Origin of the sequence: Rhodococcus sp. WAY2 (assembly GCF_009859915.1) — a bacterium.
Classification (GTDB): Bacteria; Actinomycetota; Actinomycetes; order Mycobacteriales; family Mycobacteriaceae; genus Rhodococcus_F; species Rhodococcus_F oxybenzonivorans.
In genome coordinates this window covers 1,709,562-1,722,690 of sequence record NZ_CP046572.1, presented here as the reverse complement: position 1 = coordinate 1,722,690, position 13,129 = coordinate 1,709,562, and the positions used below count along the sequence as shown (strand labels likewise).

The following is a 13,129-nucleotide window of genomic DNA, read 5'->3' as shown; positions in this document are numbered from 1 at the left end:
CGGACTCCGCGCCTAGCATCCACGGGTATGGGACCCGCTGATCTCCTCACCAACGTCAGGCGGGCCTGCGACCGGCGCGCTGATCCGATGTCTTCGTTGCTGCGCGCCTACCGCGCCACGGGAGCCGACCTGCCGTTCGGCAACCTCCTCGCGGCGCACGGCGTCGCAATGGAGGGTTACTTCTGGCGGTTCACCCAGCCGGCCACTGGCCAGGTGGTCGTCGCGCTGGCCGGCATCAACCACGCTACGGACGGCCAGTGGTCGACGCTCGGCCTGGCCGCCCATCCCAGCCGGTTCCTGCGCACCGACGCCTACCCGGAGGGACACGCGGAGTCCGCTGGTCTGGGAGCGTTCGCCGGCAAGGCGTTCCGCGGCACCGCCGACCGCGTGCAGGTAGATCTCGGACCGGATGCGCGACTCGACGTCCGGGTGACCGATCGGGTCGGGTGGCCGCATCGCCGCTTCGGCGGATCCAGCGTGTTCCAGAGCGTTCCGGCGCTCAACCAGTACTGGCATCCGTGGTTGCTCGGCGGCAGAGCCGAGGGCACTGCGGTGCTCGGCGACACCGAAATCGATCTGGGCGGCGCACAGGTGTACGCCGAGAAAAACTGGGGCAAGGGCGGTTTCCCCGACTCCTGGTGGTGGGGGCAGGCTCAGGGATTCGCCGACCGCCAGGCGTGCGTGGCGTTCGCGGGCGGCGAGATCTCCGCAGGTCCGCTGCGGACCGAGGTGACCGCCGTGGTCGTCGCCCTGCCCGACGGGACCGTGTTTCGCCTCGGCAACCCCGTCACCTCCCCGGTACGAGCGCACGTGACCGAGGATCGCTGGTCGCTGCGGGGGCGAAACCGCACCTGGAGCGTCGAGATCGAGGGCACTTCCCCGCTGGGCTCCGCACACGTGCTGCCGGTCCCACTGCCCGAGGAACGTCGCAACATCGCGGGCGCCCTCGAACATCTCGCCGGGTCGATGAGCGTCACGGTCCGTCGCCGTGGTCGTCTCGTGTGGGCAGACGAATCTCCTCTGGCAGCGCTCGAACGCGGGGGCATCGAGCGGGCCCGCGAGGAACTGCGGCGACGCGGAGCCGCGCCGGACGCCACTTCAGCGCCGCCCCTCAGCTGACCGGTGTCCGACCGCCCGTTGCCGACGGAAAAGTCAGCTGCGCAGCCCAGTACGCGCGCGGCTGACCAATCCATCCGCACCTACTGGAGAGACACACGCCGCATCGCACCGACCGGGTCCGAGTACAGCGCGCTCAATGACACCACCGTCGATGCATACTCCTGCACCCGGTTTCCGAAGCCCGTGATGCGAATATCCTTGCGCTCCAACGAGGACGCTCGAGCGAACGCCTCGGCCACGTGCGGAATTCCAGCCGGATACTCGGTAAAGGCCTGACCACCGAGTATCACCCGATCCGGATTGAACAGGTCCCGCAGCATGGCCACCGTCTTGCCCAGCACCTGGGCGCGCTCGACCAGAAGATCGTGCGCCGCAACCGACCCGGTCGCCGCCACCTTGTACAGCGCACTCATCGACGGCAGCCGTGCCGACTCCGGCAGGATGCCCGCCGACACTGCGGCGCCGAGAATTGCACGATCGCTGATCGTCGCTTCGAGGCATCCGCTCGAGCCGCAGGAGCACTGCGCCGAGGAACCGGTGGGGAGGTGCGCGATGGAACCCGGCCCACTCGACGGCGTGTGCACCCGGCCGTCGATGGTGATGGCAATTCCCGCGGTTTCGCGCGCGTAGAAGTACAGCCCCGTTTCACCCTGCGCCACGAAATCCTCACTGTCCGGGCTCAGTAACAGTTCCGACGCGGCCATCGCTTCGACGTGGGCGGCGACGGACACCGGCAATCCGAGCCCGGCGGCGATGATGGCCCCGACCTGCGCCGACTTCCACCCCAACCGGGGATGATCGACCACACCCGTCTGTGCATCGACGCGTCCACCGAGAGCGACGCCCGCCCACAGCGGACGGCGCCGGTGCCAGCGGGACGCGAAAGCCCGTGCGCTGCGGGCGATACCGGTCAGGGCCTCGGCGGACGGACCGCGCGGCGTCGGAACTTCCACAGCCCCGAGCACCTTCCCGCGCAGATCGCTCGCAAGGATGCTGGTCACCACGGCGCCGATGTGGATTCCCACGGTGAGGTACGGCTCGTGGTTCACCTCGAACGGGACGCGGGGACGACCGATCGCACCGGAGGGCGTGAGATCGCCGCGCTCGCGGAGCAACCCGAGATCGAGAAGCGTCGATACCTGACGATTGACGGTCGCAATACTGAGGCCGGTCGCCTTGGCGGCCACATCCCGAGACAGGGGGCCGCGAGCACGGGCCACACGCAGGACACCGGCGGCGGGACCGTCGCTGATCCGCAATTCGGGAGGAACGATGGTCAGGCGCGGACGAGACAGGGGACGCTGGAACCGGGGAGAGGCGCTCAGGTTCGAACTGGAAAGAGTGGGGGTAGACACGGAGTAGTCCTTGCGTACGGAGGCGGTGCGCACCTTCGTCCGAACACGGCGTCGTCCCTGCGGGGACGCGGACGGCTGATCAGGAGAAGACTGCGCGGGTCAGCTGGAGACGCTGAAACAGCGACAACACAGTTCCCGCGCCAACGGCAGCCGCGATCCCAGCGCGGAAGTCACATAGGTGACCCGCGGAGCGGTCGGCTGGCCTGAGGACATGCCAAGAAAAATAGCACCTTCGGTCGCTTTCACCAATCTCTGCCGATTCGGCGGTCCCCGCGACTCTTGCGATCAGAGTGACGCCAAACCTTCCGGCGGTGCCGCGCCGATGGTTCGGTTGCAGGACTGCACATCGCTTCCGATACCCGAAAGGCCCATCATGTCTATCGATTTCGCGCCCGATCAGGTTGCCGACTCCCCTGCCGTTCCGGGTGCTGCCGGCGTCGTGCAACTGGGCGAACACATCGGGGCCCGGATCGACGGTGTTCGGCTCGGCGGCGACCTCGACCCCGCCACGGTGTCGCTGATCCACCGGGCGCTGCTCACCCACAAAGTGATCTTCTTCCGCGGACAGCAGCACCTGACGGACGATTCCCAGTACGAGTTCGCGCAGCTGCTCGGCTCCCCCACCACCGCGCACCCCACCGTCACCTCCCGGGGAACCACGGTGCTGCCCATCGACTCCGACTACGGCAAGGCCAACAGCTGGCACACGGACGTGACCTTCGTCGACCGCATCCCGAAAGCGTCGATTCTGCGTGCCGTGCAACTTCCGACCTACGGCGGCTCCACCACCTGGGCGTCCGGGGTCGCGGCATACAACGCGCTACCGGAGCCTCTCAAGATTCTCGCCGAGAACCTGTGGGCCACCCACACCAACGTCTACGACTACGCCGCGACGAGCGCGGAGCGGGCGCAGAACGAGAAGACGCAGGAGTACCGCTCCGAGTTCCAGTCCACCTACTTCGAGACGGTGCACCCGGTGGTACGGGTGCACCCGGAGACCGGCGAACGCACCCTGCTGCTCGGACATTTCGTGAAGAATCTCGTCGGCCTGAGCTCTGCGCAATCGCAGGCGCTGTTCCGGATTCTGCAGGATCACGCCATCTCCCTCGAGTACACGACCCGGTGGAACTGGCAGCCGGGCGACGTCGCCATCTGGGACAACCGCGCAACGCAGCACTACGCCGTCGCCGACTACGGGGATCAGTACCGCCGGCTCAATCGCATCACCCTGGCCGGGGACGTGCCCGTCGACATCCACGGCGAACGCAGCCGCAGCATCGCAGGCGACGCGAGCAGCTACTCGGTCATCGACGAGCCCGCGCCCGTTCGCGGGTAAGGCCCCCGCCCTACCATGGCCGCATGATCATCTCACCCGACACCCGCGTCGCCGTTGTCACCGGAGCGAGCTCCGGAATCGGCGAAGCCACCGCCCGCACACTCGCTGACCGGGGGTTTCATGTGGTCATCGGAGCGAGGCGGGTGGATCGACTGGAAAAGATCGCCGGGGACATCGGGGGTACGGCGCTCGAGCTCGACGTCACCGACGACGACTCGGTGGACGCCTTCACGGCAGTCCTGCCCCGGGTGGATGTGCTGGTGAACAACGCGGGTGGGGCCAAGGGGCTGGCGCCGGTCCTCGACGCCGACCTCGACGACTGGCGCTGGATGTGGGAGACGAACGTCCTGGGAACCCTGCGGGTGACCAGGGCGCTCCTGCCCAAACTCGTCGACTCGGGCAACGGGCTGATCGTCACCATCACATCGGTGGCGGCGCTCGAGGCCTACGACAACGGCGCCGGTTACACCTCGGCCAAACACGCACAGGCCGTGCTGCATCGGACGCTGCGTGGAGAGTTGCTGGGCAAGCCCGTTCGCCTCACCGAGGTTGCGCCGGGCGCTGTGGAGACGGAGTTCTCGCTGGTGCGGTTCGAGGGCGACAAGGAGCGCGCCGACAAGGTGTACGAGGGGATCACTCCGCTGGTAGCCGCCGACGTCGCCGACATCATCGGGTTCGTGGCATCGCGCCCCTCGCACGTCAACATCGACCAGATCGTCGTCAAGCCCCGAGATCAGGCCTCCTCGGGACGTTTCCACCGCACGACGTGACCCGAGACGTCAGGAACCGACGAGCCTCACTGCGGCTCGTCACCGGTCCCGTCCGTCGGCGCGGCGATCCTGATATTCGAGCAGTAGGACCACGGCCCACACCGCGGCAACGATCAACGCCACCGATCCCAACAGCATCCATCCCGCCACCGCAGCCCCCTACCGTTCGACCTGTCCCGAAAATCGGGACTCGTTCAGGTAGACGCAGCGGGGGCCGGTTCGGTTCCCCTACGCGAGCGCGGACATCGTTTGCCAGGTCGGCCAATCGACGGCCCAGTCGTAGATGTCGCCGTCGGCTGCCGACAATGCGATGGAGGTGCCGGTGACCTCCACAGGATCGCCGTACATGGCCGTGCCGAAATACTGTTGGGCGTCGCCCAGCGACAGATTGATGCAGCCGTTGGTGACGTTCGACGACCCCTGCACACCGAGCGTCTCGGGATTCGCGTGGATGAATTCGCCGTTGTTCGAGATGCGCACCGCCCACCGCTCGCGGACGTTCTCGTAGAACGGCGGGTTGGACATGAGGAAGTCCTCGTGCTTCTCCGTCACCATATGGATGCCGCTTCGCGTGACGTTGCGCGGTTCGTTGCCCTCGCCGTAGCTGACCGGGATGTCCATGATGGTCTGGCCGTCCCGCACCACCTGCATACGGTGGCTGGGCGCGTTGGCGATCACGATCTGGCTGCGGCCGATGGTGAAGTCGAGCGACAGATCCTCTGCTCCGTAGGCTCCGTCACCGAAGTCGAGCCCGTACAGCCTGGCGTCCAGATTCACGGTGGTGCCCGGTGCCCAGTAGTTCTGCGGTCGCCAGTGCGCGCGCGACCCGTTGTCGTCCGGCAGCCAGGCCCACGACCCCGGAGTGGGCGGCGTCGTCGTCACCGTCATCGCCTTCTCCACCGCGGCCTTGTCTTCGACGGTGTCGTGAAACTGCACGATGATGGGCGCGGCGATACCGACCTCTTGACCGTCACCGATGTTCAGGTTGGCCGAGATCGTCTGCTCGGGTTGCACGGTGGTGAAGCTGCCGTCGACGGTGACCGTCTTGCCGTCGGTACCGACTGCAGTGCCCTGCCACGTGTAAGTGGATCCGTAGCCGAGAGCCTCACCGACAGTGAACGTGGTTCGGTCGGGCGACAGGACCCCCTGTACGACACGGCCCTCCGCATTGACGAGAGCGATATCGGTGAAAGTGCCCTCGGCGGCGGTGGCCGAGACCAGCGACACCGGGTTCACGTCCTGCGAACCGGACTCCGGATTCTGGGTGACCTGAACCACCGGTTCGGGCGGGGCGACGGGCGTCCCGGACTGCGAGCCCACCGTGCAACCGGCGAGCAAGGCGACGAGAGCGATCAGCGCCGCCGCGACATACGCGACCCGCTTCCTGCTTGTCCGAGAACCCAGTTCATGCACGACTGACACGTTACCTGCGCTACGGACCAACCTTTCAGATCGCGCAGCCCACCGTGACGGGTTCCGGTTCGAGGCGGACACCGAACGCCGACTGGACACCGTCCCGCACGTCCCGCGCAAGGGCCAGGAGATCCTCGGTCTTCGCCGCGCCGCGATTGGTGAGTGCCAGGGTGTGCTTGGTGGACAAGCGGGCTGCGGCGCCTTCGGCGGGATACCCCTTCGAGAACCCGGCCCGCTCGATCAGCCATCCGGCGGAGAGCTTGGTGCCCGTGGCGGCCGGATACTGCGGCACCGAGACGTCACCGAGTCGAGCTTCGACGGCAGCGAGAACGGCGGCCAGTTCGCTGTCGGGTACGACGGGATTGGTGAAGAAGGACCCGGCACTCCAGGTGTCGTAATCGTCGGGGTCGAGCACCATGCCTTTGCTTCTGCGCAGGTCGAGGACGGCGTTGCGGACCTCGATCGACGGTCGCCGGTCCCCTTCCTCCGCCTCCAGGGCAGAGAACAGTTCCCGGTAGCGCAACGGCTCGCTCAAACCGTCCCGGTGCACTGTCAGTTCCACCGCGAGCACGAGGGCGGCGTCGGTGTGTTTCAGGACGCTCGTGCGGTACCCGAGTCCCAGTGCGTCGGGCTGCACCCATCGGACCTCGCCGGTGCGGCGGTCGAGGAGCCGCACGCGCCGCAACATGCTGCCGATCTCGACGCCGTACGCCCCGACGTTCTGCACCGGAGTGGCACCCGTCGAGCCGGGGATCCCAGACAGACATTCGAGCCCGCCGAGTTCGGCGGCGACGGTCTGCGCCACGACCTGATCCCACTCGGCACCGGCCTCGGCAGTGACGAATCCCTCGTCGAATTCCACGGTGGTGTTCGACACACGGACCACCACACCGTCGAAACCGTCGTCACCGATCACCAGATTGGAGCCGCCCGCGAGAATCAGCGTCGGTATGCCACTGGCGTCGAGCAGGCGGACCACATCGACCAGCACCTCGGTGGTCGGGCACTCGGCCACAATGCGCGCCGGCCCGCCCACCCGCAGGGTGGTCATTTCCGAGAAGTCGAGATTCTCGGACACGAAGGCGCCGGAATCGACGAGTTGACTGACAATGCTCACATCCCACACATCCGCAAACGGTAGCCTGCGCACCGTGAGCCGCCGCATCGAGCATTCCTCGACCTACTCCTTCCCCGTCGAACAGGTCCACGCCGGCCTGACCACCGAGCAGTACTGGCGCGACCGGATCGCCGAGGTCGGCGGGCCGGGAGCCACGCTCGACGAGGTCACGACCGGGCCCGGGACCATCTCGGTGTCCATGACGCAGTCGATTCCCGCCGACCATCTGCCGAGCATCGTCGCGAAGGTCCGATCGGGGGACCTCGTGATCACGCGCACCGAAACGTGGAACGCGCTCGACGGCGGTCGCGCGTCCGGCACCTTCACTGCTCGGGTCACCGGCGCACCGGCTGAGATCTCGGGTTCGCAAACCCTCACCAGCGAGGGCTCCGGCACGAAAGTCCAGGTCACCGGCAAGGCCGAGGTCAAAATCCCGTTGATCGGCGGCAAGATCGAAGGCGCCATCGGAGACGAGGTGCTGCGCCTGATCGACAAGGAGCAGGAGTTCACGCAGCGGTGGCTCGGCGCCTGATACCCGCCGAGCGGCGTCTCGACGGTCCCCGACCTGGGGCGGGCGTCGATTGTGTTCGGTCACAGTCCGGTAACCTTGACGATCATGGCTCGCCGCATCGACTACTCAGCCCGTTACAAGTACACCCCGAAAGAGGTGTACGGCGCGTTCACCAACCGCGACTACTGGGACGCGCGCATCGAGGAGATGCGGAAGTACTCCGAGAACCACATCGAGCACTTCGAGGTCAGCGACGACGGAATCGACATCGTCCTTCACCACATCCTGCCGCGCTCCGAACTCCCGGAGATCGCGCAGACCGTGATGAAGAAAGACATGGTCATCACTCGTAAGGAGTCGTACACCCCGTTCGGTGACCCGACCACCGGAACGTACGAGGCATCGATCCCCGCCGGACCCGGCAGCCTGACGGGCACCATGAAACTGTTCGCCACCGACACCGGATGCACGTTCCGCACGTCGTCCGAGGCAAAGGTGTACCTGCCGTTCATCGGCGGGAAGCTCGAGCAGCTGATGCTCGTCAACCTCATCGACCTCTTCCGCGCCGAGGCCGAGATCACCGAGAACTGGTTATCCCAGCAGTAGCTTCCACAGCACACAGCTCCCATGACTTCAGCGACGCTGAGGCGGCCCCGTGGTGCCCAGGCCGGCCTCACCCCCCGAGGTGTCATCACTCGGGGCACTACCGGCATCAACCGTCTGCGGCGCAGCGATCGCTGGCTTGTGAACGACGCGTTGGTGCGCCGCACGCTCGGGGACAGCGCCGACCCACTCGTCGTCGACCTCGGCTACGGCAATCGCCCGCACACCACCTTCGAACTCGCCGACCGACTCCTCTCGGTACGGCGTGATCGACGGGTGGTGGGTCTCGAGATCGATCCCGAACGGGTGGTCGAGGGCGGCAACGGAGTGAGTTTCGCGCGGGGCGGTTTCGAATTGTCCGGCCTGCGTCCGGTCTTCGTCCGCGCATTCAATGTGCTGCGGCAGTATCCGGAGGAGTCGGTCGGGCCGGCCTGGGCGCTCATGCAGTCCGGCCTTGCGCCGGGCGGGCTGATTCTCGAGGGCACGTGTGACGAACTCGGCCGACGCTGCGCCTGGGTGTTGCTCGACGCCATCCGCCCCCTGTCACTGACGCTGGCCTGGGATCCTTTCGACGTCGAGACTCCATCGGACATCGCCGAACGCCTGCCGAAGGCGCTGATCCACCGCAACGTTCCCGGCGAACCGATCCACGCGTTGCTCGCCGCCGTCGACCGGGCCTGGGCCATCGCCGCACCGCACGGCTCGTTCGGCCCCCGGGTGCGGTGGCGAGCGTCCCTTCAGCTGCTACGTGCGCAGGGTGTACCGGTGCAACCGCAGCGCAGGCGTATTCGCGACAACGTGCTCACCGTTCCGTGGGACCTGGTGGCGCCGGCGCAGTCGCCGAGGTAATCCCGCACTCCCCCACAGAGCCGTCCCGTCACGTTCCTCGCCGAAAGACGTTGCACGTCGGGGTTGTTCGGCGGAGCCTTCGTCAGGTGCAGGTGGCCAGCGCATGCTCGACGCGCTGAGCGACCTGCGCGGGCAGCGACCCACACTCGCCGTGCAGGGTCCGCACATCCAGGCGACCGATCGCGACCCCGTCGGAGACCACCTCGTCGAGCAGTTCCTGTGAGATGCCGCTGGCGGCGAGGTCGAGCGCGGTACACGTCGGTGTGGTGATCCGCAGTGGTCCCACCTGCTCGCAGTCCTCCGCGCGAAGCGAACGGCGGTGCAGCGCCAGTTGCTGCGTGGGCGAGGGTGGCGACAGCACGGTGGAGAGGTGGATGAACCGCGGGTACAGGTGCCCGAGACCGTGCAGTTCGGCCGCGCTCTGGTGCGAGACGGCCGCGGCGGCACCGAACCACGTGCACCACTTCGCGAACTCGTCGAGGTCGGAGTGGGGACTGTCGTTCAGTCGGAACAGGTCTCGCTCGATCTTGTCCCAAGATCCTGCGCTGACGTGCTCACCGATCTCATCGGCCGTGAAGCCGAGGCGCAGTACTTGCGCCGTGGTGAAATATCCGGCTTGCGCCGTAGCGAGACGTGTCAGTTCTTCACCGACACCGTCACGCCCGGGGCCGCCGGGACGTGGAGCCAACCATCCGGACATTCCCTCACATTACGGTCTCTTGTGTCGTGAATCACACTTTCTCGCGAACTTCGCGTGCGCCCCGCGGCGGTATTCACAGAAATTGTTCAGAGTTGTCGGGAAGAATCCGTGCAATGGCAGCCCGAACGAACTCCGCATCCCGAAGTAACCGTGTGCTCGTCATCTCGCTGATCGTCATCGCCGCGCTCGTCGCCGTGCTGGTCGGCGGTGAACTCTATGTCCGCCACAGCGTGAAGAGCTGCATGGCAGATCAGTTCGAGAGCCAGCTCGGGTCCAAGGTGGACGTGGGCCTGAGCTGGAAACCCGTGTTGCTGCAATCGCTGGACAAGAACGTCCCTTACATCACCATCGACAGTGACGACACGAAGTTCGGTCCCGCAGTGGGAATGCAGGTCAACGCCCAGATCAACGACATCCGCATCGAGGACACCCCCGAGAGCAGCGGCACCATCGGCAGCTCGGACGCCCACATTCACTGGTCGACCGAGGGAATTCTGGCGACGCTGCAGCAGCAGGCGTTCGGCTCCCTCGTCAGCGCCGTCAAGGCGGATGCGGACGCCGGGACCCTGACCTTCTCGGTCGGTCCTGCCGGACTCGCCGAGCTGACCGTCCGGCCCGAGGCCGGCGGCGGAACGGTTCAGGTGAAGACGGTGAACGCCGAGATCCTCGGGTTCGGTCTTCCCACCGACCTGGTCGACGGAATCGTGCAGACCCTCACCTCGAGCCTGCAGACGTACCCGCTCGGAATGCAGCCGACCTCGCTGGAGGTCACCGACGACGCCATCGAGATCACCCTCGAGGGCGGCGCGTACACGATGCCGGCAGCCGGTACCCAGCAGCAGCAGGAACAGCAGCAGAGCAGCTGCGGACTGCTCGTCTAATCGAGCGGACGGGTCAGTCGGGCAGCCCGTCGAGGACGGCGCGGGTTCCCGACAGGCCTAGTCGCGTCGCTCCGGCGTCGATCATGTCGATCGCTGCCTGGGCGGTGCGGATGCCCCCGCTCGCCTTCACGCCGATCCGTCCCCCGACGGTCTGGGCCATCAGCCGTACGGCGTCGACCGACGCTCCGCCTGCAGGATGAAATCCGGTGGAGGTCTTGACGAAGTTGGCACCTGCGCGTTCGGCGGCGCGGCACGACTCCACGATGGCATGGTCGGTCAGGACCGCTGTTTCGAGGATCACCTTCAGCACCGGGCCGTCGCCGATGGCCTCGCGCACGGTGAGCACGTCGGCGAGGACGGCGTTGAAATCACCCGCCACCGCGGCGCCGATGTCGATCACCATGTCGATTTCCTGCGCGCCCTGATCGACCGCGAGCCGGGCTTCGGCACCCTTGACGAGTGAGTGGTGTTTTCCCGACGGGAACCCGACCACTGCCGCCGTGACCAGACCCGCGGCCCGGACGGGCAGCATCGACGGTGACACGCAGATCGCGAGAACGCCGAGCGAGCGGGCCTCGGTGATGAGCGCGTCGACGTCGGCGGTGGTCGCTTCGGGTTTGAGGAGTGTGTGGTCGACGAGGGCGGCCACCTGGGAACGGGTCAGTGCAACGTCCGGCATGCTCCGAGCTTCGCACAACGCCGCCGGCGACCCGCGTCCACGGCCTAGCATCGCGGTATGACCAATCCCGGAGCGATCTTCGACGAGGCCCGCCAGGAGTTCGATCGACTCACCACGGCAGTGTGGTCACCGGCCGGGCAGTCCCTCGTCTTCCAGCTCGGACTGCATCCCGGTGATGCCGTGCTCGACGTGTGTTGCGGTGCAGGAGCTTCGGCGATCCCCGCCGCTACCGCCGTGGGGCCCGCCGGGCTGGTCCATGCCGTCGACCTCGCAGACGAACTGCTCGAACAGGGCCGGGTGAAGAGCGCGGAACGCGGCTTGAAGAACATCGAGTTCGTGTGTGCGGACGCCACCACCTGGGAGCCGCCGAGCACGGTGCCCTCGGCCGGCTACGACGCGCTCGCATGCTCGTACGGCGTCTTCTTCCTGCCACACATGGATGCGGCGTTCACCCGGCTCGCCGGTTTGGTCAGACCCGGTGGGAAGGTGGGGATCACCGTGTGGCGACGCGGAGCGCTGCGCGAATTCGCCGACGCGTTCCTGGCCGCAGTCGCCCGGCAGCAGGAACCCGCACCGGAGCAGAGCGCGTCTCGGTTCGACGTTCTCGATCGCATCGACACCCCGGACGGTCTCCATCAGTGGCTGGCCGACCTCGGTGCGGAGTCCACGGAGGTCCGTGAGTTGTCCAATCTGATCCCCGCGACACCGGAGTTCGCCTGGGATCTCGTGCTGGGTGGGGCACTGCGTGGTGCCCTCTCGCCCTTCGACGACAACACCGTCGAAGTGATTCGCCGGGACTTCCTGCAGCTCCTCACCGAGCGGGCAATCCATGACGTCGACGCCGGAACTCTGGTGGGTACCGCAGTCGTGACCGGCCGGCGGGCCACCTGAAAGACTGTTGCCCATGAGCACTGCTTCTTCCGACGATCACCGGTACGTTCTGTCCCTCGGCTGCCCCGACCGCACCGGCATCGTCGCCCGGATCTCGACGTTTCTCGCCGAGGTGGGCGGGTGGATCGTCGAGGCCGCGTATCACGCCGACGCCGACACCGGCTGGTTCTTCACCCGGCAGGCCGTGCGGGCGTCGTCGGTGAACATGTCGATCGACGAGCTGCGCGAACGATTCGCTGCCGTCGCGGCCGAGCTGGGCCCGGATACGGAATGGACGGTGTCCGACACGGGTGAACGCAAGCGTGTGGTGCTGCTCGTGAGCAAGGAAGCGCACTGTCTGCACGACCTGTTGGGTCGGGCGGCGGGCGGGGAGCTGCCGGCAGATATTTGCGCGGTGATCGGCAATCACCGCGACCTCGAGAGCGTCACCCGACGCCACGGCATCGACTTCCACCATGTGCCCTTCCCCAAGGATCCGGCCGAACGTGGTCCGGCCTTCGAGCAGGTCCGGGAACTCGTCGACGCGCACGATCCGCACGCTGTGGTCCTCGCCCGGTTCATGCAGGTGCTGCCCTCGGAACTGTGTGAGCACTGGGCGGGACGCGCCCTCAACATCCACCACAGCTTCTTGCCCTCGTTCGTCGGCGCCCGCCCGTATCACCAGGCCTTCGCACGAGGAGTGAAACTGATAGGCGCCACCTGCCACTACGTGACGGCAGAGCTGGACGCAGGCCCCATCATCGAACAGGACGTGATTCGCGTCGATCACGCCGACGAGGTCGCGGACATGGTGCGGCAGGGCCGCGACATCGAGAAGCTCGTGCTGTCCCGCGGCCTGCGCTGGCACCTCGAGGACCGCGTCCTCGTACACGGCCGCAAGACCGTGGTCTTCAGCTGAAAAACCG

The 13,129-nt window shown here is 66.9% G+C and carries 14 protein-coding genes; 9 read left to right on the top strand and 5 right to left on the bottom strand.

Going from position 1 to position 13,129, the window contains the following annotated elements; all coding sequences use genetic code 11:
• Nucleotides 1-87: 87 nt before the first annotated feature.
• Nucleotides 88-1,119, top strand: coding sequence for a tocopherol cyclase family protein (locus GFS60_RS08010; RefSeq protein WP_159926977.1), 1,032 nt, complete (start codon nt 88-90; stop codon nt 1,117-1,119).
• Between the two features lie 80 nt (nt 1,120-1,199).
• Here the strand turns inward: GFS60_RS08010 and GFS60_RS08005 are convergent, their stop codons facing one another.
• Nucleotides 1,200-2,474, bottom strand: a complete 1,275-nt coding sequence (locus GFS60_RS08005) for an ROK family transcriptional regulator (protein ID WP_159920250.1) — start codon at nt 2,472-2,474, stop codon at nt 1,200-1,202.
• Between the two features lie 373 nt (nt 2,475-2,847).
• On the opposite strand from GFS60_RS08005, the gene GFS60_RS08000 reads away from it, so the two are divergent.
• Together GFS60_RS08000 and GFS60_RS07995 are read left to right on the top strand one after the other, a co-directional pair.
• Entirely contained in the window at nt 2,848-3,810 is a 963-nt protein-coding gene (locus tag GFS60_RS08000) for a TauD/TfdA dioxygenase family protein (protein ID WP_159920248.1), read from the top strand.
• Nucleotides 3,811-3,833: 23 nt separating this feature from the next.
• Nucleotides 3,834-4,580, top strand: a complete 747-nt coding sequence (locus GFS60_RS07995) for an SDR family NAD(P)-dependent oxidoreductase (RefSeq protein ID WP_159920246.1) — start codon at nt 3,834-3,836, stop codon at nt 4,578-4,580.
• Nucleotides 4,581-4,808: 228 nt separating this feature from the next.
• On the opposite strand, the gene GFS60_RS07990 is transcribed toward GFS60_RS07995, so the two are convergent.
• Together GFS60_RS07990 and GFS60_RS07985 are read right to left on the bottom strand one after the other, a co-directional pair.
• A complete protein-coding gene (locus GFS60_RS07990) occupies nt 4,809-5,993 on the bottom strand; it encodes a L,D-transpeptidase (protein ID WP_159920244.1) in 1,185 nt (394 codons plus the stop codon).
• 34 nt (nt 5,994-6,027) lie between these two features.
• Nucleotides 6,028-7,119 carry a UDP-N-acetylmuramate dehydrogenase gene (locus GFS60_RS07985; protein ID WP_374434348.1) on the bottom strand — a complete coding sequence of 364 codons (1,092 nt, stop codon included), beginning with the start codon at nt 7,117-7,119 and terminating at the stop codon, nt 6,028-6,030.
• A 25-nt stretch (nt 7,120-7,144) separates the two neighbouring features.
• Here GFS60_RS07985 and GFS60_RS07980 point away from each other — a divergent pair, with 25 nt between their 5' ends.
• From GFS60_RS07980 to GFS60_RS07970, 3 genes are all read left to right on the top strand, one after another.
• Nucleotides 7,145-7,642, top strand: coding sequence for a DUF2505 domain-containing protein (locus tag GFS60_RS07980; RefSeq protein ID WP_201453525.1), 498 nt, complete (start codon nt 7,145-7,147; stop codon nt 7,640-7,642).
• Between the two features lie 84 nt (nt 7,643-7,726).
• On the top strand, nt 7,727-8,227 hold the full coding sequence (locus tag GFS60_RS07975; protein WP_109327795.1) for a DUF2505 domain-containing protein: 501 nt from the start codon (nt 7,727-7,729) through the stop codon (nt 8,225-8,227).
• Between the two features lie 21 nt (nt 8,228-8,248).
• Nucleotides 8,249-9,073, top strand: a complete 825-nt coding sequence (locus GFS60_RS07970) for a class I SAM-dependent methyltransferase (protein WP_159920238.1) — start codon at nt 8,249-8,251, stop codon at nt 9,071-9,073.
• An 82-nt stretch (nt 9,074-9,155) separates the two neighbouring features.
• On the opposite strand, the gene GFS60_RS07965 is transcribed toward GFS60_RS07970, so the two are convergent.
• Nucleotides 9,156-9,773, bottom strand: a complete 618-nt coding sequence (locus GFS60_RS07965) for a type IV toxin-antitoxin system AbiEi family antitoxin domain-containing protein (protein ID WP_159920236.1) — start codon at nt 9,771-9,773, stop codon at nt 9,156-9,158.
• A gap of 113 nt (nt 9,774-9,886) precedes the next feature.
• On the opposite strand from GFS60_RS07965, the gene GFS60_RS07960 reads away from it, so the two are divergent.
• Nucleotides 9,887-10,654 (top strand): LmeA family phospholipid-binding protein, encoded by a 768-nt coding sequence (locus tag GFS60_RS07960; RefSeq protein ID WP_109327789.1) that lies wholly within the window; start codon nt 9,887-9,889, stop codon nt 10,652-10,654.
• A gap of 13 nt (nt 10,655-10,667) precedes the next feature.
• On the opposite strand, the gene deoC is transcribed toward GFS60_RS07960, so the two are convergent.
• On the bottom strand, nt 10,668-11,333 hold the full coding sequence (deoC, locus tag GFS60_RS07955; RefSeq protein WP_159920234.1) for a deoxyribose-phosphate aldolase: 666 nt from the start codon (nt 11,331-11,333) through the stop codon (nt 10,668-10,670).
• A gap of 57 nt (nt 11,334-11,390) precedes the next feature.
• On the opposite strand from deoC, the gene GFS60_RS07950 reads away from it, so the two are divergent.
• Nucleotides 11,391-12,224 (top strand): class I SAM-dependent methyltransferase, encoded by an 834-nt coding sequence (locus GFS60_RS07950; RefSeq protein WP_159920232.1) that lies wholly within the window; start codon nt 11,391-11,393, stop codon nt 12,222-12,224.
• A 13-nt stretch (nt 12,225-12,237) separates the two neighbouring features.
• Nucleotides 12,238-13,122 (top strand): formyltetrahydrofolate deformylase, encoded by an 885-nt coding sequence (gene purU / locus GFS60_RS07945; RefSeq protein ID WP_159920230.1) that lies wholly within the window; start codon nt 12,238-12,240, stop codon nt 13,120-13,122.
• Nucleotides 13,123-13,129 lie beyond the last annotated feature (7 nt).

Coding starts and splice junctions, on each gene's coding strand:
- GFS60_RS08010 (WP_159926977.1), top strand. CDS start 88: ATGTCTTCGTTGCTGCGCGCCTACCGCGCCACGGGAGCCGACCTGCCG.
- GFS60_RS08000 (WP_159920248.1), top strand. CDS start 2,848: ATGTCTATCGATTTCGCGCCCGATCAGGTTGCCGACTCCCCTGCCGTT.
- GFS60_RS07995 (WP_159920246.1), top strand. CDS start 3,834: ATGATCATCTCACCCGACACCCGCGTCGCCGTTGTCACCGGAGCGAGC.
- GFS60_RS07975 (WP_109327795.1), top strand. CDS start 7,727: ATGGCTCGCCGCATCGACTACTCAGCCCGTTACAAGTACACCCCGAAA.
- GFS60_RS07970 (WP_159920238.1), top strand. CDS start 8,249: ATGACTTCAGCGACGCTGAGGCGGCCCCGTGGTGCCCAGGCCGGCCTC.
- GFS60_RS07965 (WP_159920236.1), bottom strand. CDS start 9,773: ATGTCCGGATGGTTGGCTCCACGTCCCGGCGGCCCCGGGCGTGACGGT.
- GFS60_RS07960 (WP_109327789.1), top strand. CDS start 9,887: ATGGCAGCCCGAACGAACTCCGCATCCCGAAGTAACCGTGTGCTCGTC.
- deoC (WP_159920234.1), bottom strand. CDS start 11,333: ATGCCGGACGTTGCACTGACCCGTTCCCAGGTGGCCGCCCTCGTCGAC.
- GFS60_RS07950 (WP_159920232.1), top strand. CDS start 11,391: ATGACCAATCCCGGAGCGATCTTCGACGAGGCCCGCCAGGAGTTCGAT.
- purU (WP_159920230.1), top strand. CDS start 12,238: ATGAGCACTGCTTCTTCCGACGATCACCGGTACGTTCTGTCCCTCGGC.